Genomic DNA, 21150 nt, shown 5'->3' with positions numbered 1-21150 from the left:
TGGGCGGGCCGGCGAGGGGGCCGGTAGGAACGGAAGCGGGCCGGCGGCCCGGCCGGTAGGAACGGACGCGGGCCGGCGGCCGGGCGGGTCTGCGACCGGGCCGGGGAGCGCGGGCGCGGGGTCGGTCACCGGGCCGGGGGCGGGAGCACAGGCCGGCGACCGGGGGCAGGTCTGCGACCCAGCCGCGGGACACGCGCGCGGATCGGCGACCCGGCCGGGAGGTACAAGCACGGGCCGGCGACCTGGCAAGTCCGCGACCATGCCGCGAGGCACGCACGCGGGTCGGCAACCGAGCAGGTCGACGACCAGGCCGCGGAGCGCGGGCGCGGGGACGGCGACCGGGCCGGGAGGCAGGCGCGGAGCGGCGACCGGCCACGGAGCATGGCGCGGGCCGGCGACCTGGCCAAGGCTCAAGCACGGGCCGGCGACCTGGTGGCAGGTCCGCAACCGCGCCGCAAGGCACGCGCGCGGATCGGTGGCGAGTGTGGCGGTGAGCGAGTCGGATGGCGGTGACCGGGCGGGGCCGTACCGGAGCCGGGCCGGGTGGCCGGACGCGGCTTCGGGTGGGCAGTCGGCGAGCGGGTGGGGCGGCGCGAGGCAACGCCGGTGGCCAGGCCACCCGGTGAGTGGTCGTCACTCCAGCCGCGGGCGGGATCCGACCTGGGCCCGGTCCGCCGCGCGTGCGCCCTCCGTCCAGCCCGCCGCGTCGCTGACCCCCCGCAGCCGGGTCGTCGTGGTCTGCGGGAACATGCGCTCCAGCCGGCCCGTCACGGCCGTTTCGCGTGTGGCCAGCACCGGCAGCAGGTCCTGGGTCACCTGGGTCTCGGCGGCAGCCGCGAGCCGGTCGCCCACGCGGTGCGCGTAGGCCGCGAGGAACGACTGCCGGAAGGTCTTGGTCCGCTTGCGCCCGCCGGCTCGCTGGGCGGCCTCCGCCTTCGTCATCGCGTGCGTGGCCTGCACCAGCAGCGAGGTGTAGAGCAGCTCGACCGCCTCCAGGTCCGCCTCGAAGCCGACGACCGTGGAGAAGCCGAACGGTTCGTTCCACACCGCGCGGCAGTGGTTCGCCGTGGCCACCGCGTCCAGCAGGACCGCCTTGGCCTGTTCGTACGGCGGCTCCACCCCGATACGGCAGGCGCCGGGCGCGTCCGGCGCGGGCGCCTCGGCGGCGAGCAGCGCCTCGTCGACGCTGTACCGGGCCATCAGCTCCTGCGCCTTGGCGCTGAGCGCCTCGGCCTCCTCCGGATAGCCGGTGGCCTCGGCCTTGGCGAGCAGCGCGCGGATGCGGGTGAGCATGCGGGAGGCGCCCGGACCGGGGGTGCGCCGGGGCTCCTCGTCCAGGGGCTCCAGGGCGGGCAGGCGCAGCAGCAGGCGGTACAGCTCCAGGACCGCCGTGGCGTGCGAGAAGCGGTCGGCAGCGCGCTCGGGGTCGGCGGGCAGCGCCGCGAGCTGGTCGGCCCAGCGGCGCCCGCGCGGGCGGTCCCGCCCGGCCTGCGCCCGGATCAGTGCGGCGGCCGGCCGGACGTGCGCGTCTCCCAGCTCGCGCCGCACCAGCCGTACGACGTCGGCGGGCTGCCAGCCGCGCTGCCAGGCCCCGGCCACGAAGTCCTCGCCGCGCCGCGCCAGTTCGGCGTCGGCGCCCGGGTCGGCGGCGAGCAGGGAGGCGCCCGTGTCGAGGCCGGTGTCGGTGTCGTCGTAGAGGGCGGCCCGGAAGGCCCGTTCGACGGTGCTGGCGGTGCTGGTCACGCTGTCGATCGTGCCATGCCCCGCCGACAGCACACGATCGTTGTCCACAGCCTGTGGATAACGAGTCCGGTGGATGGAGAGCAAGGAGGACCGGGAGGGGTGGCAGAGGAGTGTCAACCATCGGTTGACACCCACGAGAGCGCAACCTACGGTTGACACTATGGCGACCAACCCGAACATCACGGCATCCGTACGCCTCGACGACCTCATCGAGGCGATCAAGAAGGTTCACAGCGAACCCCTCGACCAGCTCCAGGACGCGGTGATCGCCGCCGATCACCTCGGTGACGTGGCCGACCACCTGATCGGGCACTTCGTCGACCAGGCCCGCCGCTCGGGCGCCTCCTGGACCGACATCGGGCGCAGCATGGGCGTGACCCGGCAGGCGGCGCAGAAGCGGTTCGTGCCCAAGGAGTCCGCCGACCTCGACCCCAGCCAGGGCTTCAGCCGCTACACCCCACGCGCGCGGAACGTGGTCATGGCCGCCCACAACGAGGCGGTGGCCGCCCGCAACGCCGAGGGCCGCCCCGAGCACCTGCTCCTCGGGCTCCTGGCCGAGCCGGAGGGCCTGGCCGCGAAGGCGATCACCGCGCAGGGCGTCCCGCTGGACGCCGTACGCCAGGCCGCGACCGCCGCGCTCCCGCCCGCCGCGGACGACGCGCCCGACCTCGTCCCCTACGGCCCCGAGGCCAAGAAGGCCCTGGAACTCACCTTCCGCGAGGCCCTGCGGCTCGGCCACAACTACATCGGCACCGAGCACCTCCTGCTCGCCCTGCTGGAGCACGAGAACGGCCGGGGGGTCCTCAGCGACCTCGGCATCACCAAGGCGGCCACCGAGGAGTACGTCGACAAGGTGCTTTCGCTGCTGCTGGAGCAGAAGGAGGCAGCCGCGGCAGCGGAGCCGGCGACCGGGTCCCCGGCACCCGGCCAGGACTGAAGCCGGCCGGAGCAGGCCGGGGCCGTTGTCAGACCCCCCTGCCACACTCGCAGACATGACCGACCGGTGGGCGCTCGCACCGGCCGAGGACGGAGGCGTGGACGTCGCCCCCCTCGGCCCGGACGGGCTGCCCGCCGGACCGGTGCGGCGGGAGAGCGATCTCGCCGCGGCGGTGCGGAGCCGCCCGGAGGTGACGCGCTGGGTGTGGCGGTCCACCCCCGAGGTCTACCCGCGACTGCTCGCCACGGGGGTGCGAGTGGAGCGGTGCTACGACATCGAGGACGCCGAGACCCTCCTGCTCGGCCACGAGGGGCGGTACGGCGAGCCGCGCTCGGCCGCCGCCGCCCTGGCCCGCCTCCGCGGCGGCCCCGTCCCGCCCGATCCACCGCAGCGGGCGGCCGATCCGAGCGCCCAGTCCCCGCTCTTCGAATCCGTCGGCAGCCACCTGCCCCTGCCGGACCTGCTCGAGGTCTACGCCGACCAGATGCGACGGCACGAGCAGACCGCCCACCCCGGCCGCATGCGGCTGCTGACCGCCGCCGAGTCGGCCGGGACGCTGGTCGCCGCCGAGATGAACCACGCGGGCCTGCCCTGGAGTGCCGAGGTCCACCGCGCGCTGCTGCGCGACCTGCTCGGCGAGCGGTACGCGGGCGGCGGCGAGCCGCGCCGCCTCGCCGAGCTGGCCGACGAGGTCTCCGCCGCCTTCGGCCGCCGGGTGCGGCCCGATCTGCCCGCCGACGTGATCAAGGCCTTCGCGCAGGCCGGGATCAAGGTGAAGTCCACCCGCCGCTGGGAGATCCAGTCCGTCGACCACCCGGCCGTCGAACCCCTGCTGGAGTACAAGAAGCTGTACCGCATCTGGGTGGCCCACGGCTGGTCCTGGCTCCAGGACTGGGTGCGCGACGGCCGTTTCCGCCCCGAGTTCCTGGCCGGCGGCACGGTCACCGGGCGCTGGGTGACCAACGGCGGGGGCGCGCTGCAGATCCCCAAGGTGATCCGCCGGGCCGTCGTCGCCGACCCCGGCTGGCGGCTGGTGGTGGCCGACGCCGACCAGATGGAGCCGCGCGTGCTCGCCGCGATCTCCCGTGACCCCGGCCTGATGGAGGTGGCCGGCCGCGAGAGCGACCTCTACCAGTCCGTCTCCGACCGCGCCTTCTCCGGCGACCGGGACCAGGCCAAGCTCGCCGTGCTCGGCGCGATCTACGGCCAGACCTCCGGGGACGGCCTGAAGAACCTCGCCGCGCTCCGCCGCCGCTTCCCCAAGGCCGTCGCCCACGTCGACGAGGCGGCCCGCGCGGGCGAGGAGGGCCGGCTGGTGCGCACCTGGCTGGGCCGCACCTGTCCCCCGGCCGTCCGGGCGGGCGAGGACACGGCGGAGGAGGCGGGCATCCCCGTGGGCGAGGAGGAACCGGAGGGCCAGACCGGCTGGGGCCCCGGTTACGCGTCGACCGACTCCCGCGCGCGGGGCCGCTTCGCACGGAACTTCGTCGTCCAGGGCAGCGCCGCCGACTGGGCCCTGCTGCTGCTCGCCGCGCTGCGCCGGGCCTGCGCCGGGCTGAAGGCCGAGCTGGTCTTCTTCCAGCACGACGAGGTGATCGTGCACTGCCCCGCCGAGGAGGCCGACGCCGTCGTCCAGGCCGTCCGCGAGTCCGCCGCCCTCGCCGGCCGGCTGACCTTCGGCGACACACCGGTGCGGTTCCCGTTCACGACGGCGGTGGTGGAGTGCTACGCCGACGCCAAGTAAGGGGCCGCGTGACGCCTGCCGGGCCAGGGTGTCGCGGCGGCTCATCCCGCGGCCGGGCCGCCGCTCAGCAGCTCCCGCAGCTCCGCCAGGACCGCCTGCTCATCGGTGCCGTCCAGTGCCTCGTGGGCCGCGCACCAGGCGTCGTACGCCTCTGCCGGTCGCCCCTGCTCGCGCAGCAGGAAGCCGTGCTGGTGCAGGGCCAGCCCGCCCATGTACCGGTCGGCGCGGGCGTCGGCCCGGCGCAGCAGCTCGGCGCACTCGTCCGCCGCCCGCTGGGCCTGCCCCAGCCGCCGCAGCGCGCGGACCAGGCCGAGCCGGGTCTGGGACTCGCCGTGCCAGTCGCCGTGACCGCCGAGGATGCGCAGGCTCTCCTCGAAGTGCCGGGCGGCGGCAGCCGGTTCGCCGAGCGTCAGATGGGCGTAGCCGATGTTGCAGTGCGCCGAGTGCTGCACGATGACGGCGCCGATCTCGTCCCCGATGGCCAGCGAACGCCGGTGCTGTTCGATGGCGGCGCGCGGGTCGGTGTGTTCGTAGAGGTTGCCCAGGTGGCTGCGGGTGACGGCCTCGCCGTAGGGGTCGTTCAGCAGCCGCGAGTAGGCGAGGCTCCGCCGCAGCGCCTCCCCCGACTCCCGGAACCGCCCCAGTCCCTCCAGCAGCAGCCCGCGGTTGTTCAGGCAGCGCCGGATCCGGGAGGCCGTGCCCAGCCGCTCCCAGATCGCCAGGGCCTGGTCGGTCAGGGCGAGGGCGTCGTTCTGCCGGCCGGTCAGGAAGTGCAGGCCCGCGAGGTCGCCCAGCGCGTACGCCTCGGCCTCCGGGTCCCGCAGCCGCCGCGCGGCGCCCAGTGCGGCCCGCCCCAGCACCTCCATCTCGGCGACCCGGCCGCTGCGCTGCACATAGGGGAAGAGGAGCCGTACGAGCGAGGAGAGATGGGCGGCCGTGCGCGGATCGTCGGTGTCCGCGTTGCGTGCCACCAGGGTGACGACGTTCTCCAGCTCCAGCTCGCCCCAGGCGAAGGCCTCCTCGGCCGACTCGAAGGCCGCCAGGGTCGCCACGTCCGCCGCGTGCCCTGTCGGCTGCGCGGAGGTCGGCCGCCGCCGGTCGTCCTGATCGAGCCCCGGCTCCACGACCGCCGACAGCACCCGCTCGGCCATGGCGGCGTACCAGCGCAGGGCGACCAGATCGGGGGCGACGGGGGTGGGGTCGGGGACTGTGGGGGTCGGTGGGTGGCCGAGTGCGCGATCGGGGGTGGCGTAGGCGGAGTCCTGGCCCGGTGAGGGGTCAGGGGCGGCGAGGTCGGCCACCCCGGTGGCGCCATCGGCGTCGGCGGACCCGGCGGTGCCGTCGGCGTCGGGGGTGGCGTTGCCGGCGGGGCCGGGGTTCTCCGGCAAGGACTCGTCCGCGGCGGGGCGGGGCGCGGCGTCGGCCAGTTCGCGGGCGAAGTCGCGGACCAGGTCGTGGGGCGCGTAGCGGCCGTACGCCGTTTCCTCCAGGAGGGCGACGTCGACCAGCCGGTCCAGGGCGGCCTCGGCGCGGCGCTCGTCCGTGCCGGTGAGCCGTGCGATCAGCGGGGCTCCGTAGGTGGGCAGGTCGAGCGCGCCGATGTGGCGCAGGGTGACGGCCGCGTCCCGGTCGGCCTCGCGCTCGGCGGCGGCGAGCGCGTCGTGGGCGACGGCCAGGGAGCGGCGGACGCTCAGGTCGTCGTACTCCAGGTGTCGCAACCGCCCGCCGGTCTCGGCGAGTTGGCCGGCCAGGACGTCCGGGGTCAGGGCGCGGCGGGCCGCGAGCCGGGCGGCGACCACGCGCAGCGCCAGCGGGAGCCCGCCGGTCAGCTCGACCAGCGCGTGCCCGGCGTCCAGTCCCGTGCGCCCGCTCACCGCGCGCAACAGGGCCGCGCTGTCCTCGCCGGTCAGCGGGGAGAGCGGGAAGCGACGGGCGCCGTCGAGCGCGGCGAGCGGGGAGCGGCTGGTGACGATCACCGCGCAGTCGGGCCCGGCCGGCAGCAGGGGCCGAACCTGGGCCGCGTTCGCCGCGTCGTCCAGCACCAGCAGGATCCGCGCGGGCGCGAGCAGTGAGCGGAGCAACGCGGCGGCCGCATCCGGGTGTTCCGGGATATGCCGGGGCTCGGTGCCGAGGTCGCGCAGCAGCGCGGAGAGCGCCTGCGTGGCGGCGAGCGGGGTCATGCCGGGGGTGGCGCCGTGCAGGTTGACGTAGAGCTGACCGTCGGTGAAACGTTCCCTCAACTCATGGGCCACGTGCAGGGCCAGCGCGCTCTTGCCCACCCCGGCCATACCGCTGACCACCGCGACGGCGGGGGCCGGAGCGGACGGCTCGGTCAGCGTGCGGCGCAGCTCGCGGCGCACGTCGGCACGGCCGGTGAAGTGGGCCGGCGGGGCGGGCAGCTGGGCCGGACGGGGGGTCTGCCGGGCGGCGGGTCCGTCGGCTTCCCGTGCGGACGCGGAGGCCGTGGGGGGCGCGGAGGGTGACGCGGGGGCTGCTTGGGGCACGGCACGGCCCACGGAGCCGCCGGCGGTGCCGGGGCCGGGCCCGGTACCCGTGCCGCTGGGGGTACCGGTACCGGTGCGGTCGCCCTCGCCGCCGTGAGCGTCGTCGCCGTCGCCGTCGCTGTCGTCGGCGCCGTCGTCGGCGCCCTCGTCAGCGGTCGAGTCGCCCGACCGGCACGGCCGTCCACTCCCCCCGGCCCGCAGCGAGGAGTCGCCGCACTCCGAGCCGCGCCGACGCTCCGCACCGCTCCCCCGCAGCACCTCGACATGCGCCTCGCGGACCGCCGGGCCGGGTTCGATGCCGAGTTCCTCGACCAGGCGGGCACGCAGATCACGGTGGACGGCGAGGGCCTCGGCCTGGCGGCCGGTGCGGTGCAGGGCGAGCATCAGCTGACGGTGGTACGCCTCGCGCAGCGGATGTTCGGCGACCAGCGCCGTCAGCTCGGGCACGAGCGCGGTCAAACGGGCTCCGCCGAGGCGGAGTTCGGCGTCGTAGCGCAGCTCCAGCAGGAGCAGTCGCGCCTCGCTCAGGCGCTGCACGAGGGCGTAGCCGCCGATGTCGGCGGGGAGCCCGCTGAGGGGCGTGCCGCGCCACAGCGCGAGCGCGGAGGCGCAGGCGCGTACGACGCCCGGCCAGTCGCGCCCGGCGTGCGCGGCGCGCGCCTCGGCGACCCGGGCGTCGAAGACGTGCACGTCCAGTTCGCCGTGATCCACCCGCAGCACATAACCCGGCGGTACGGCCCTGAGCCGCTCGGGGTCGTCGAGGAGCCGGCGCAACCGGGTGACGTGGTTGTGCAGGGAGGCCCGCGCGGAGACGGGCGGCGCGCCGCCCCACAGCGCGTCCTTCAGTGCCTCGACCGACACGACCCGGCCCGGTTCCAGCAGCAGCGCGGCGAGCAGGGCACGGACCTTGGGGCTGCCGATGGCCCGGACGCCGTGGTCGGTGGCGTCGTGGCCGGTCTTCCCGGCGGGACGGCGGGGGGTGAGGGGGCCGGAGGATTCGGACGCGGCACCGGAGGAATCAGATCCGGCACCGGGAGATTCGGGTCCGGTGCCGGAGAATCCGGTTCCGGTGCCGGAGGTTCCCGAAGACGTGCCGGGGGTTTCCGGAGGGGCGGCGGCGTAAGAGCTGTCGTACGACATCCCGTACCGCGGACGGTCGTAGAGGACCGGCGGTCCCAGCAGTCCGAAGCGCAGCTCGCACCGCCGCATCACGCCGCTCCACTGCCTTCCCGCGCGGTCGGCCCGACCGCGCTCCGCCGCGGGTGGGTACCCGCCGTCGCCTGGCGGAATTCCGCCCTGTCCACAGCGGTTTCCCGCCACCCTCCGCCCGTGGGCCGACCGTCGGACGACCCACCGGCCCCCCGCCGGTCCGGCAGCCCGAAACCGCCCAGCCGAAGGGGCAGTTCCCGCTGCCACCGGAGAACTTCCGGCCAACCGCTCCACACGGTCCGCTGACGAGCCGTTGGCCACATGTTAGCGATCCGTTGGCGCATCCTGATGTGATCATTCCATCGGATTCGGCCCGACGGCGCGCGCGTAGCACGCGTAACTCGGGGGAGTGTCGCCGCAGGCTGGGTCCGGGGACGACAAGGGCCCCGGCCGGCGGAGGTGAACGACCGGGGCCCCGTCCCGTTTCCCGCCCCGGACTTCGGGGCTTCCTCGGCTCCGGCCTGTCCTGGGCTCCCGGGCTTCCTGGGCTCCGGCGCTTCCTGGGCTCCCGGGCTCAGATCACCGGCGGGCGTCCCAGCCGGGTGAGTCTCCACACCGTCCGCCAGCGCATCGGCCGCCGCTCGCCGGCCTGCTCCCGCAGTCCCTCCGCGAACCCGCCGAACCACGCCTTGAGCCCCGCCGGGGAACGGGTGCGGGCGAGGGTGAGGAGCGTCCACACCCCGAGGTGCACCGGGACGAGCGGCAACGGCAGCCGGCGCCGGACGAGCCAGACGCGGTTGCGGGCGTTGACCCGGTAGTAGATGGCGTGCCGGGCCGGTGAGGTCCTGGGGTGCTGGAGGAGCAGTTCGGGGGCGTACAGGATCTTCCAGCCGGCGTCGGCGGCCCGCCAGGCGAGGTCGGTCTCCTCGTGCGCGAAGAAGAACTCGGCGGGCCAGTCGCCGGTCTCGGCCAGCATGGCCATGCGCAGGGCGTGTCCGCCGCCGAGGAAACCGGTGACGTAGCCGCCGCGCAGCGGATCGGACCTGCCGATCCTCGGCACGTGCCGCTGCTGGGTCTCGCCGCGCTCGTCGGCGATGCGGAAGCCGACGATGCCGAGGCGCGGATCGGCGGCGTACAGGTCACGCACCCGGCGCAGCACGTCGGGGTCGACGAGCAGTCCGTCGTCGTCCAGTTCCACGACGACGTCGACGTCCCCGAACTCCCGCAGCCGGGCGAGGGCGACGTTCCGGCCGCCCGGGCAGCCGAGGTTCTCCTCGACGTCGATGGTGGTGACCTCGCCGGGCAGCGAGAGCCTGCGGGCGAACTCGGGCAGCCGGCAGCCGTTGCCGACGATCACGATGCGGGCGGGGGCGAGGTCCTGCTTGGCCACGGACTCCAGCAGGGCGTCGACCTCGGCGGGCCGGTTGCCCATGGTCACCACGGCGACGGCGATCCTCGGCTCCACCACGTCCCTCACCCCGTCCGGCCGACGGCGGCACCGCGTCCCGAGCGCGCGCTGCCCGCCATTCACCAAGATGTTGCCTCAGGTCCCCGGGTTCACCGGACACCGATTCACTTTGCCGCGTCTTTGATCCGGTTCAGCCGGGATGCGTCCGGATTCGCCAACGCCCCCCTGGCCGCCCACCTGCGCCCCGGCGCCGCCCCGCGCTCCCCCACGGACAACAGAAAAGGCCAGGTCATGAACGACATGACCTGGCCTCTCACCGAGCCGCTTTCGGGATTCGAACCCGAGACCTACGCATTACGAGTTGTCCGATCTTGGTCCAGGCGGGTCCATAGTCATCCGTAGAGCCGTCTACGTCCCTGTTCAGAAGGGGCCCTGCCCACGGACGGACCCGTGTGGACTGCGGTGGATCGGGCGGCAAATGAGACCCCGAGTGAGACCGCAGTGCGCCATCCTGACCGGTGACCTTCGCCTTACAAGTTCACTCCGCCGCCCCACGAGACTCGCCTCCACCGCACCGCCTGCACCAGCCCGGTGCACGACGGGGCGCGGAGATCCAGCGAAGTGCACGCCTGTTGCTGAGTTGTCCGATCTTGGTCCAGGGGTGTCCCTGGGCGTCTGCGTGGAGGCGTCATCACAGCGTTCGTGCACGTCCGCGAGCAGCAGGTGGCGCCACGAGGGAAGCACGCCACACGATGCTCCTCGCTGGCACAGACCGTGCAGCGTCGGCTGTCGCGAAACCGCCTGGCTCCGTCGCCATGCAGCGGTACGATCCCTGCGTCAGCTATTGCACTTATGTGTGCGTGGGGGGACCGATGGACCGCGTAACTAAAGCCTATCTGGACGCATTCCGCAGCGAACAGTCCATCGAGAAAAAGAGCGAATCAGATGCCTTCGAGTTGTTCGCCGACTACTGCGTAATCTCAGACTCGTATGACGACGAATTCAATGTCACCGACGTACACACCGGTGGGGGCGATGATCTAGGGATCGACGGCATTGGCGTAATCGTAAACGGAAGCCTAATCAGCTCCGGCGAGGACATGGACGGCTTGCTGAAAATCAACGGCTCACTCGATGTCTCTTTCTGCTTTATTCAGGCGAAGACAACGAGCGGCTTCTCTGGCGAGCAGATTATGAACTTCTTCGACGGAGTGGACGAATTCTTCTCAGAGAATCCATCACTGCCAATGAATGATTCAGTAACTCTGTCTCGCGACTTGATGCAGAGAATCTACGATAACAGCCTTAGGTTCCGCCGCGCGAAACCGCAATGCCGGCTCAGCTACGTAACGACAGGCCAGTGGACTTCTGACAAATACCTTGAGGCGAAGATTGCGAAGCGAGTGGCCAGGCTTAAGGCCACTGGATTGTTCTCAGAAGTCGCGTTCAGCCCTATGGGCGCCGACGAGGTTCACGCCAGTTACCTGCGCAGCAAGAACAGTGTTACCACAGAGTTCTCTTTTCCTAGCAAAGTCCTTCTCCCTGACATTGCAGGTGTTGCAGAGTCCTATCTGGGGGTAATCTCTGCCCCAGAATTTGTCAAGATTCTTTCGGATGGTACAGGAAATATTAGGAAATCTCTATTCAATGACAATGTGCGAGATTTCCAGGAGTATGACAACTCCGTAAACACCGACATCCAGCGCACGCTGGCAGACGAAGCCGCAAAGGGACGTTTCGTCGTACTCAACAACGGCGTCACCATCGTTGCGCGCGAACTAACCACCACCCGTGACAAAGTAGCCATTACCGACTACCAGATCGTGAATGGGTGTCAAACGAGTCACGTTCTCTTCGATCACCAAGAGCACTTGACTGATCAAGTACAAGTTCCGCTGAAAATCGTAGCGACACAGGATGAAGATGTCGTTAATTCGATCGTGACCGCAACGAACCGTCAAACCCAAGTAACCAACGAGGACCTCTACGCTCTCGGCACATTCGCCAAGAAACTGGAAAGCTTCCTGAGTTCGTACAACAACGAGCAGCGGTTGTACTACGAACGGCGTTCGAAGCAGTACAATTCCGTGTCGGGCATCAAGAAAGTCCGCATCATCACGAAGTCGCAGCAGATCCGATCTTTCGCCGCCATGTTCTTGGATGAGCCTCACCGCTCAATCAGTTACTATGCCGACCTACAAACACAAGTCGGAAGTCGCATCTTTAACGACAGTCACAAGCTCGACCCGTACTACGTATCGGCGTACGCCCACTTTAAGCTGGAATTCCTATTCCGGAACGGCCCTGTCCCGGTGAAATATAAGCCAGCGCGTTATCACCTATTGATGGCGCTGCGCTACATTGCGGGCGGAGCGGAAATGCCAGCACTAGGAGCGAATAAGATCGAAAAGTACTGTGCGGATATTTGTGAAGTGCTGTGGGATAACTCACGAGCCACAGATGCGTTCATGCACGCCGCCGACGCGGTGGAACGAGTTTTGCATGGTGCGCCACTCGCCCTTGACATCGCGAAAACCCGATCTTTCACCGACTCGCTCAAGCAGCAACTTGGCGCACACGGCAGCCAATCTCCAACTCGGTCCTGATTAGAGGACAACTGATCTTGTGTTGCCAGTGGCAATCTAGTGGTGGCCGGCTCCCTCAGGCATCAAGCGACTTATAAAGCCTGCATCACGCAGTCGCTCAAATGCTGCTAGCACTTCGTCTGGGATTTTTTGGTAAATGATGAATCCTTTTCGCGGGTAGACCATTAGTCGCTGTTGGGCACCCACCAGCATGTCGATGACCAGCCTGGCATCTTGGATTGAGTCGACGTACTCCGTCAGGGTCATTGGTGCGGATGCACTCACCCATTGGACTTCGGACCAGTTCTTGCGGGCCGTTGCGTAGGCTCGACGTTGCTCGTACGGCTTGCTGACCAGGAGGACGGACGAAACGGGAACGTGGCGCTCTTCGAGCAGCGCGCGTGAGAAGCGGATGTTCTCACCCGTGTTCCGCGCGTTCGGCTCGACAAGGATCACGTGCTCCGGGACCCCCAGCTCGATCGCGCGCTCGCGGTAGTGCTCGGCTTCGCCGCGCGGCATCCGCTCGCGCGTCGTCCGGCTCGTCGCTCCGGTGAAGACGATGAGTGGCGCCATGCCGCGATGGTAGAGATCCACCGCGGCATCGGCTACTCCCAGGTCATGGCTGCCGAGGCCAATGACGACGGAGCATGGGCGTGGCTCATGGCCCATTTGCTGGAAGTCCCATAGCCGTTGGGCGTCCGCCCACGTCTGAGCCGAGATCACTTACTCTCACCCTTTGCCTTCGCTGAGTCGGGCACCTTGAAGTCATACGACCACGCAAACCGCGTCGCCGCGTGCACCCCGATGGCGAACTCGACCACGGTGCCGTCCTCCGTGTACGTGGTGCGGTGCAGCTCCACCACCCACTCGCCCGGGGAAAGCTGGAGTAGCTGCGTCTCTTCCGTTGTGGGGACTCGGGCGAATAGTTCCTCCCGCATATGGTCAATCTCGTATCCGGCATCGTAGAGAACCCGGAAGCCGCCACCTCGCCCGGCGGGCCCCGGAGTGGGGTCAACGATGCGCGTCCCCTCGACGTGCTCTGGCCGGTAATAGCTGGTCAGAGTGTGGGCAGGCTGCGCGCCTTCTTTCACGAGACGCGCCCGCGCGTACACCTCGGCTCCCTCGGGCAGACCGTGCGCGGCAGCCACGGCTGCCGGCGCCTTGATGCGGCTGACCGACTGCGTTTGCTCGTTCCGGTTGTACGTTCGGCCGGACGCCACCCGGTCCGCGATGAAGGCGACTTCATCACCATCCCGCCACTTGGCCTTGTCATACCGCGCGATGCCCAATCGCTTGAGCGGCGCCTTCTGCCGGACAACGGTGCCGTGCCAACGGGTCATCGTGACCAGGCCCTCGGCTTCCAGGGCTTTATAGGCACGATGCACGGTCTCCTTGGACCCCTCGCCCGCCTCTACGAGATCGCGGATCTGCGGAAGCTGCTTACCGGGGGCAACGTCGCCGTTCCTGATCTGCTCGGCGAACCGGTCGGCCAGTTCCCGCCACTTTGGCGCTTTCGGTGCCACGCGGAACTCCTCTCCACAGATCGCAGTGAAGCACACAGTCCTAGGACAGCGGTGCATGCTCTTCTCAGGTCGCTCGCAGTCCTAGGACAGCGAGCAAGGGAGGGCCCCTCTTTCGGTCTTCCAGCGCCTTGTCGGTTCGGGATCGCTCGTGCAGTTGGGTCCCTGAGCTGGTCGTTTCTTGAGAACTGCATAGGTGGGCCCCGTCTCCCCGAGTCGAAAAGACGGACTGCGCGGCACACGGCCGCGCTCCCCCTGTCCCTGTGATCTGCGGGAGGTCGGTGTGAACCGACGACATACCTGGGCGCCCCGGTCCGCGGACCGGCCGGCGGCGCCCTATCCCTTCTGGTCCGCTTCCTGGTTCGCGGCGCTTCGCGCTGCGGCCGGCTGCCTCTCCCGCCCGACCGGGCCCGCCGTGAGCGGGGGCCGAACGGGCGGGAGCGTGGGGAGCCGGAGCCGCCCTTTGGGCGCCCGGGCCCGTCCACTCACGACACCCCAGGGGGTTCGGATGTTCGGCAAGAAGCAGGAGTCGAAGGCGCCGGATCTGACCAGCGCGGGCGCCTTCGCCAAGGGCCAGAAGATCTACGACCGCATGGAGCGCGGCGAGTGCAAGGACGTCACGTCCGAGCTCCACGCCACGTTCGGCACGAAGCCCAAGAGGGGCTGACCACACCCGCCCACTCACAGAACGGCGCGCGCCCCCGGAGTTGCAGCTCCGGGGGCGCTGTTCGGGGCCGCTTCGTCTTCGAGGGAGTACACGACCCAATGAGTCACATCGTCACTGTTCAGGACGCTGTTACCGCGTTCGCCGACTGGATCGAGCCGACCAACGCGGAGCTGGACGCCATCGAGGAGGAGATGCCGCTGATCCTGGCGGACGTCGACCTGCTCGACGCGCAGATCACCACCCTGGACCGCATCCCGAGCGAGCTGGACGCCCGCCGGATCCGCCGGGCCCGCCGCCGGGTCCTGGCGGCGCGGGCGGCGCTGGCGAACCGCACCGCCACGGCGAGCCTGCCCGGGGGTGCCGCATGAGCGCCACGACCGGACAGCCCCTGACCGCCGCGCACGCCGAGGTGAAGGCGGAGATCTCGCGCACGGACAGCAAGACCTCCCTGCTGCTCGCCTTCGTCGGCGCCGTGCTGGCCGGTGGGTGGAGCGTCGGCCACGGCCTCCACCTCACCGCTCCCGCCCGCCTGGTCGGCAGCGCCGGTATGGCGCTGCTGCTGGTGGCGGCCGGGATGCTGCTCTGGTCGGTCCGCCCCCACCTCGGAAGCCGGCACGGCTTCCCGCTGTGGGCCACCCTCACCCCCGACCAGATCAACGACGCCCTCTCCCAGGACCTCGCCGCCGACATCGCGGGGTTGTCCCGGCTCGCGGTCGCCAAGTTCGCTGGCCTGCGCCGTGCGGTCGACCTCACCCTTGCCGGCGGCGCCCTGCTCGTCCTGGCCGCCCTGCTCGCGTTCAGGGGTGCGGCATGAAGGCCAAGACGGTGCTGCCCGCTGTCGCGATGACGGCCGTCTCGATGGTCCTCACGCTGGCCGTGGTCGTGATGTGGCTCGGTGCCGCGATGCCGTGGCCGGTGGCCCTGGTCGTCGGTCTCGGGATCGACGGAGGATGGCTGGCCACCCTCGCCTACGAGCGGCGCCTCGCCGCGCAGGGTGACCACAGCCGGACCGTGACAGCGGTCGGCTGGTTCTTCGGGATGATCGCGACCGGTGTCCTGATCACCCATGCCCTGACCGCCGAGGTTGCGGTCGGTGCGTGGCTGGCCGTGGCATGGCTGCCGATCGCCGCGACGGCGCTGTGGCTGGTCCACGGGCTGTGGGAGCGCACCGCGCTCACCGCGACAGCGCTCGATCAGATCCAGTCGATCCAGCAGGAAGCGCGGGACGAAGCGGCCGTGGCCCGTGCCCGGTTGCGGGCCGGAGCGGTGACCGAGGAGACCCGGCTCACCGCCGTGACCACAGCCGGTGCCCGCGTCGCCCGCGTCCAGGCCAAGACCGCCGGCCACCTCGCCGGGGCGTGGTCGGAGCTGGAAGGGGCCCGGCAGGGCGACGGCACGGGGCAGGCACTCGCGAGCGTCGCCACCGGGTGGGAACTGCCCGCCTGGAACACCGCACCAACCACCGACGCGAATGCGGAGGAATCGACCGGGAACGGTCGAGAACGGTCTATCGCTGACCAGCCGGAATCGACCCCGGCCACCATCACGCTGACCCGGCTTGTGGTGCCCGATCCGGTGCCGATCGATCTGGGCAAGCAGGCCACCCCGGGCAAGCCGATCCCGGCGGTCGTTCCGGTCCTTCGGCCGGTGCCGATCGAGGCGGCCCCCGCCCGCACCAGTGCGGCGGAGTCGCCCCGGCCGCGCCGGGTGACCGGCCGGGTCCCAGCGGCTGCGAAAACGCCCCGTACCCGCCGGACACCTGAGGAACTGCTGGACCAGGCTCGGAAGGCGACGGCCGGACTGGACGCCGGGCAGATCACGGCCGAGGGCATCCGCCGGGAACTGCGCACCTCGCCGGCCAACGCCCGCATGCTGCGTGACGCGCTGCTCGCCGAGCGGGCCGCGTGATGGCCGCGCTGCCGGTGTTCCGGTGGCGCCTGGCCCCGGACGGATAGCCACCCGCCGACAGCTCCGCGCCCGCGGGCTGCGGCCGGGTGGCCAGCCGGTGGCCGCCCAGTTGGAGCGTCCGCGCCGCCGACGCGGGCCGCTGGTCGCCTACCTCTACCGCGTCGACCTGGCCAAGCCCGTCCGGCCGATGACCCCGGCCCGGCGGGCCGCCCTGGACCGGGCCAACCGCGCGCGCCGGATCTGCCCCGCCTGCCGCCGTGACGCGGGCTACGTCATCCCCGCCTCGCTCGGCATGTGCACCCCCTGCGCCTTCCCCGAACCCTCCCAAGCTCTGAGGAGTGCCTGACATGGGCAAGCCCGACACCTGTCGCCTGGACAAGGCGATCCGCGAGGCCGAGCGGATGCTGGAGGCCGTCCGTAACCAGGAGATGTGGCCGCTGAACGGGCGCGAGCGCCGCGCCGTGCTCGGCGCGGTCACCTCCGGCGCCTACAACCTGCACCGCGGCAACGGCACGCCCGCGCCGACCGCCGGTTGGACACCACCTGGCAGAGCGCCGAGACCCGCCTCGTCGCCGAAATCACCGCGTTGCAGGTCGAGCGTCAGCGGATCGTGAACGAGGCCGCCGCCGAGAATGCCTCCTTGAAGTCGTCGGGGTGGTGGTGACCATGGCTGTCCCCGAGACGAGAACCCGTTCACCACCGAGGAAGCCAAGGCGTTCCTGGAAGCCGCGGCAACGCGGCCCACGTTCATGCGCTGGTGCGTCGGCGTCGGCATGGGCTTCCGGCAGGGCGAGACGCTGGGCCTGCGGTGGCCGTACGTCGATCTGGAGAACGAACTGTTCCACCCACAGTGGCAGCTCCAGCGGCTCACCTGGCGCCATGGCTGCAAGGACCCGCACGCGTGCGGTGGCCGGCTCCACCGGTTCGAGCCGTGCCCGCCGGACTGCTCGACACATAAGGGCTACAAGCGCGGGTGCCCGAAGCCGTGCCCGAAGCGCTGCACGCGGCACGCGAGCACCTGTCCGGAGCGAAAGGGCGGCGGGCTCGTCTTCACCCGGCCCAAGACCAAGAAGAGCAGGAACCCCGTGCCGATTCCGCCCCCGTTCATCCCCTACCTGATCGTGCACAAGGAGCAGCAGGAGGCGATGAGGGCGGCGGCCGGCGACTCCTGGCAGGAGTGCGGCGCCGTCTTCACCCGGCCGGACGGACGCCCCATCGACCCGCGCGCCGACTGGGAGGAGTTCAAGGAACTGCTGGAGGAGGCCGGGATCGATGACCGCCGCCTGTACGACGGAAGCCGTCACACCGCCGGCACGATCCTGAACGAGCTGGGGGTGGACATGCCGACCATCATGGAGATCCTTCGCCACACCCAGATCAGCCAGACCCGGCGGTACGTCAAGGGCCGCTCGCACCTCTCCAAGGACGCGACGCGCCGCATGGGCGACACCTTCATGCCCCGCCTGGAAGCGGCAACTGAGACCAAAACTGAGACCGCCGACAGTCGCGCGGCCCGCGCGCGGCGCAGACGCCGCCTCCGCTGAACGAGAAAACCCCAGGTCAGCGAACACATGACCTGGGGTTTCCGTGGAGCCGCTTTCGGGATTCGAACCCGAGACCTACGCATTACGAGTGCGTTGCTCTGGCCATCTGAGCTAAAGCGGCGGGCTGCCCGCACCATGGTGCGATCGGCAACGTCGGTAAGTCTACACAGTTTCCGAGGGTGCTTCGCACCCACTCCGGAGGGGGTGGGTGCGGGGTGAGCGGCAGGGGCTATGAGCAGCGCTTTCCGGCGGCCGGCGGGGTGCCGCGCAGGAGGTAGGTGTCGATCGCCGTGTCGATGCAGGCGCTGCCCCGGCCGTACGCCGTGTGGCCGTCGCCGTCGTAGGTCAGCAGGCGGGACGAGGAGAGCTGGCGGGCCAGGGAACGGGCCCAGCGGTAGGGGGTGGCCGGGTCGCGGACCGTGCCGACCACCACGATCGGCGCCGCCCCCTTCGCCTCGATGCGGTGCGGCTCGCCCGTCGCCCGCACCGGCCAGTACGCGCAGTTCAGCGAGGCCCAGGCCAGCCCCGCGCCGAAGACCGGGGACGCCTTCTCGAACGCGGGCAGCGCCTTCTCGACGTCCTCGGGACCGGAGAAGGCCGGCGGCAGGTCCAGGCAGTTCACTGCGGCGTTGGCCATCATCAGATTGCTGTAGTGGCCGTTCGCGTCCCGCTCGTAGTAGCTGTCGGCGAGGGCCAGCAGGCCGGCGCCGTCGTTCTCCTTCATCGCCGAGGTCAGCGCCTCGCGCAGTTGCTCCCAGGACCCCTCGTCGTACATCGACGCGATCACCCCGGTCGTGGCCAGGGACTCCCCCAGCTTGCGGCCGTCCGCGTCGCCCGCCGGGACGGGGTGGCCGTCCAGCTTGCGGAAGAACGCGTTCAGGTTGGCGCCGACCCGCGCCGGCGTCGTGCCCTTCCCGCCGAGCGGGCAGTCGGAGTGCCGTACGCAGTCCTTCGCGAACGCCTGGAACGCCGTCTCGAAGCCCGCCGTCTGGTCCAGGTTCAGCCTGCGCGCGTCCAGGGTGGGGTCCATCGCGCCGTCCAGGACCATCCGGCCGACCCGCCGGGGGAACAGTCCGGCGTACGTCGCGCCGAGGAACGTGCCGTACGACGCCCCGACGTAGTTGAGCCTCCGGTCCCCGAGCGCCGCCCGCAGGATGTCCATGTCCCGTGCCGCCTCGACGGTGGAGACGTGCCGCAGCAGCCGGGCCGAGCGGGCCCCGCAGCTCTCCGCGAACTTCCGGTCCGCCGCGACCAGCGCGTCCCGTTCCCGCTGGTCGTCGGGGGTCAGGTCGGTCCGCGTGTACGCGTCCATCTGCCGCCCGTCGAGGCATTGGACGGGCTCGCTGCGGGCGACGCCCCGCGGGTCCACCGCGACCATGTCGTAGCGGGCCCGGACCTGGGCCGGGTAGCCGATGCCCGCGTACTGCTGGAGGTACCCGACCGCCGAGCCGCCCGGTCCGCCCGGGTTGACCAGCAGGGAGCCGAGCCGCCCGGCCTTGCCGGTGGCCCTCTTGCGGGCCACCGCGAGCCGGACGGAGCCCGCGTCGGGCCTGGCGTAGTCCAGCGGGGCCTTCATCGTCGCGCACTGGAATCCGGGCACACCGCAGTCGCGCCAGCTCAACCGCTGGCCGTAGTACGGCGTCAGCGCCGACGGCGTCGCATGCGGCAGCGCGGCCAGCGCCGCCTGCACCGTCCCGCCCGCGGAGGATGCGGTCGAGCTCCCGGAGGAGCAGGCGGACACGAGCAGTGCGGCGGCCGTCAGGAGGGTGGCCGTGAGGCGGGCCGTCGTCCGGGCGCGGGTGCCCCGGGTCCGGCGGGTGCGGGGGGATGGCCTGGTGTGCATCCGGCGAGCCTAACCATGTGCGACGGGATGCGTGCGGTGCGTGTCGATTGTGGCTCGTACGAGGGACACGCGGGCTCCTCCCCCGTCAGCCGGTCGCCCTGCCGGGCCGGGCCGGGCCCTGCACGGTCGCCCTCCCTGGGCCGGCCCCCCTCTGGTTCCCCCGCTGGGCCAGTCGCCCTGACGGCCTGAGCCCTGCCCCGCCGGGTCGCCCTCACGGACAGGTCGCCCCGACGGCCCCGGCCCTGCCCGCCGGGCGCCCTCGGGGACGGGGCCCCTCATCCCGCGCGCAGCGCCATCGTCATCGCCTCCACCGCCAGCAGCGGAGCCACATTGCGGTCCAGGGCCTCGCGGCACGCCGCGATCGCCTCGATGCGGCGGAGGGTGGACTCCGGGGTTCCGGCCCGGGCCAGCCGCTCCAGGGCGTCCTCCGCGTCGGCGTTGGCGAGCGCCACGCGCGTACCGAGTTGCAGGGCGAGGACGTCGCGGTAGAACGCGGTGAGATCGCCGAGCGCGACGTCCAGGCTGTCGCGCTGCGTACGGGTTCTGCGGCGCTTCTGCATGTCCTCCAGGTCCTTCATCACCCCCGCCGTGCCGCGCGGCATGCGACCGCCCTGCGCCGCGCCGAGCGCCGCCTTCAGCTCCTCGGTCTCCTTGCCGTCCATCTCCTCGGCGAGCTGTCTGGCGTCCTCGGCGGCCGCGTCGACCAGCTCCTGGGCGGCCCTCAGACAGGCGCCGACCTCGTCCAGCCGCAGCGGGAGCTTCAGCACGGCGGCCCGGCGCTCGCGGGCCGCCGGGTCGGTGGCCAGGCGGCGGGCCCGGTCCACGTGCCCCTGGGTGGCGCGGGCGGCGGACACGGCCAGCTCGGGTTCGATGCCGTCGCGCCGCATGAGCATGCCGGCGACCGCCTCGACGGACGGCGTGCGCAGGTTCAGGTGGCGGCAACGGGAGCGGATGGTCGGCAGGACGTCCTCGACGGAGGGCGCGCACAGCAGCCAGACCGTACGCGGGGCGGGCTCCTCCACCGCCTTGAGCACCGCGTTGGCCGACTTCTCGTTCAGCCGCTCGGCGTCCTCGACCAGGATGATCTGCCAGCGGCCGTTCGCCGGGGAGGTGAACGACTTGCGGACCGTGTCCCGCATGTCCTTGACCAGGATCTCGGAGCCGACCGCGGCGACCGTCGTGACATCCGCGTGGGTGCCGAGCAGCGCGGTGTGGCAGCCGTCGCAGAAGCCGCAGCCGGGGGCGCCGCCGAGCGCGCGGTCGGGGCTCACGCACTGCAGGGCGGCGGCGAAGGCCCTGGCCGCCTGGTTCCGGCCCGCGCCGGGCGGGCCGGTGAAGAGCCAGGCGTGCGTCATCTTCGACGTCTCGGGCAGCGGCTGGTCCGCCGCGGCGGCCGTGACGAGGGCGTCGGCGTCCCGCGCGGCGGCGTCCAGCACCGCGCTCACCTGCTCCTGCCCGACGAGGTCGTCCCACACGGTCATGGGTCACGCCGCCCTTCCGTCACACTCCGCGTTCCGGCATCCATTGTGCGGGTGGGCACTGACAACGGGGGCGGACGGAGGTCGCGGAGGCGGAGGCCGTGGCACCGGTGGGCCGCG

At 71.5% G+C, this 21150-nt stretch carries 13 protein-coding genes, 1 tRNA gene and 4 pseudogenes; 10 read left to right on the top strand and 8 right to left on the bottom strand.

Annotated features, from left to right (window positions below; genetic code table 11):
• Positions 1 to 633: 633 nt before the first annotated feature.
• Positions 634 to 1743, bottom strand: a complete 1110-nt coding sequence (locus ACZ5DC_RS12295) for a DUF2786 domain-containing protein (protein ID WP_468651944.1) — start codon at positions 1741 to 1743, stop codon at positions 634 to 636.
• Positions 1744 to 1903: 160 nt separating this feature from the next.
• Between ACZ5DC_RS12295 and ACZ5DC_RS12290 the strand changes: the two genes are divergently transcribed.
• Positions 1904 to 2680 carry a Clp protease N-terminal domain-containing protein gene (locus ACZ5DC_RS12290; protein ID WP_468651942.1) on the top strand — a complete coding sequence of 259 codons (777 nt, stop codon included), beginning with the start codon at positions 1904 to 1906 and terminating at the stop codon, positions 2678 to 2680.
• 55 nt (positions 2681 to 2735) lie between these two features.
• The gene (locus ACZ5DC_RS12285) at positions 2736 to 4424 is read left to right on the top strand and encodes a bifunctional 3'-5' exonuclease/DNA polymerase (RefSeq protein ID WP_468651940.1); all 1689 of its coding nucleotides are present in this window, start codon (positions 2736 to 2738) and stop codon (positions 4422 to 4424) included.
• A gap of 41 nt (positions 4425 to 4465) precedes the next feature.
• Here ACZ5DC_RS12285 and ACZ5DC_RS12280 read toward each other — a convergent pair whose 3' ends face one another.
• Both ACZ5DC_RS12280 and ACZ5DC_RS12275 read right to left on the bottom strand, forming a co-directional pair.
• On the bottom strand, positions 4466 to 8137 hold the full coding sequence (locus ACZ5DC_RS12280) for an AfsR/SARP family transcriptional regulator (protein ID WP_468651938.1): 3672 nt from the start codon (positions 8135 to 8137) through the stop codon (positions 4466 to 4468).
• A gap of 514 nt (positions 8138 to 8651) precedes the next feature.
• Entirely contained in the window at positions 8652 to 9545 is an 894-nt protein-coding gene (locus ACZ5DC_RS12275) for a glycosyltransferase family 2 protein (protein ID WP_468651936.1), read from the bottom strand.
• A gap of 812 nt (positions 9546 to 10357) precedes the next feature.
• Here ACZ5DC_RS12275 and ACZ5DC_RS12270 point away from each other — a divergent pair.
• Complete coding sequence (locus ACZ5DC_RS12270; protein ID WP_468651934.1) at positions 10358 to 12091, top strand: AIPR family protein; 1734 nt, start codon at positions 10358 to 10360, stop codon at positions 12089 to 12091.
• Positions 12092 to 12127: 36 nt separating this feature from the next.
• Here the strand turns inward: ACZ5DC_RS12270 and ACZ5DC_RS12265 are convergent, their stop codons facing one another.
• The gene (locus ACZ5DC_RS12265) at positions 12128 to 12793 is read right to left on the bottom strand and encodes a YdcF family protein (protein ID WP_468651932.1); all 666 of its coding nucleotides are present in this window, start codon (positions 12791 to 12793) and stop codon (positions 12128 to 12130) included.
• Entirely contained in the window at positions 12790 to 13593 is an 804-nt protein-coding gene (locus ACZ5DC_RS12260; protein WP_468651930.1) for a GntR family transcriptional regulator, read from the bottom strand. Before ACZ5DC_RS12260 ends, ACZ5DC_RS12265 begins: the two co-directional genes overlap by 4 nt.
• Positions 13594 to 14098: 505 nt before the next feature.
• Here ACZ5DC_RS12260 and ACZ5DC_RS12255 point away from each other — a divergent pair.
• From ACZ5DC_RS12255 to ACZ5DC_RS12225, 7 genes and pseudogenes are all read left to right on the top strand, one after another.
• Complete coding sequence (locus tag ACZ5DC_RS12255) at positions 14099 to 14257, top strand: hypothetical protein (RefSeq protein ID WP_468651928.1); 159 nt, start codon at positions 14099 to 14101, stop codon at positions 14255 to 14257.
• A gap of 98 nt (positions 14258 to 14355) precedes the next feature.
• Positions 14356 to 14625 (top strand): DUF6284 family protein, encoded by a 270-nt coding sequence (locus ACZ5DC_RS12250; RefSeq protein WP_468651926.1) that lies wholly within the window; start codon positions 14356 to 14358, stop codon positions 14623 to 14625.
• Positions 14622 to 15071, top strand: coding sequence for a Pycsar system effector family protein (locus ACZ5DC_RS12245; RefSeq protein WP_468651924.1), 450 nt, complete (start codon positions 14622 to 14624; stop codon positions 15069 to 15071). Before ACZ5DC_RS12250 ends, ACZ5DC_RS12245 begins: the two co-directional genes overlap by 4 nt.
• Positions 15068 to 15742, top strand: a pseudogene (locus tag ACZ5DC_RS12240) (hypothetical protein); the annotation flags it as partial. The gene ACZ5DC_RS12245 and the pseudogene ACZ5DC_RS12240, both read left to right, overlap by 4 nt.
• A gap of 422 nt (positions 15743 to 16164) precedes the next feature.
• A pseudogene (locus ACZ5DC_RS12235) lies at positions 16165 to 16511 on the top strand (RRQRL motif-containing zinc-binding protein).
• Position 16512: 1 nt separating this feature from the next.
• Positions 16513 to 16829 (top strand): annotated as a pseudogene (locus ACZ5DC_RS12230) (hypothetical protein).
• Positions 16830 to 16845: 16 nt separating this feature from the next.
• Positions 16846 to 17709: pseudogene (locus ACZ5DC_RS12225) on the top strand (tyrosine-type recombinase/integrase); the annotation flags it as partial.
• A 44-nt stretch (positions 17710 to 17753) separates the two neighbouring features.
• On the opposite strand, the gene ACZ5DC_RS12220 reads toward ACZ5DC_RS12225, so the two are convergent.
• The 3 genes from ACZ5DC_RS12220 to ACZ5DC_RS12210 form a co-directional block, all read right to left on the bottom strand.
• Positions 17754 to 17830, bottom strand: a tRNA-Thr gene (locus ACZ5DC_RS12220).
• A 108-nt stretch (positions 17831 to 17938) separates the two neighbouring features.
• Positions 17939 to 19552, bottom strand: coding sequence for an alpha/beta hydrolase (locus ACZ5DC_RS12215; protein ID WP_468651922.1), 1614 nt, complete (start codon positions 19550 to 19552; stop codon positions 17939 to 17941).
• Between the two features lie 275 nt (positions 19553 to 19827).
• Positions 19828 to 21033, bottom strand: a complete 1206-nt coding sequence (locus tag ACZ5DC_RS12210) for a DNA polymerase III subunit delta' (protein WP_468651920.1) — start codon at positions 21031 to 21033, stop codon at positions 19828 to 19830.
• Positions 21034 to 21150 lie beyond the last annotated feature (117 nt).

The organism is Streptomyces sp. NPDC031445 (assembly GCF_055581365.1).
This window is presented reverse-complemented; position numbering and strand designations above follow the sequence as displayed.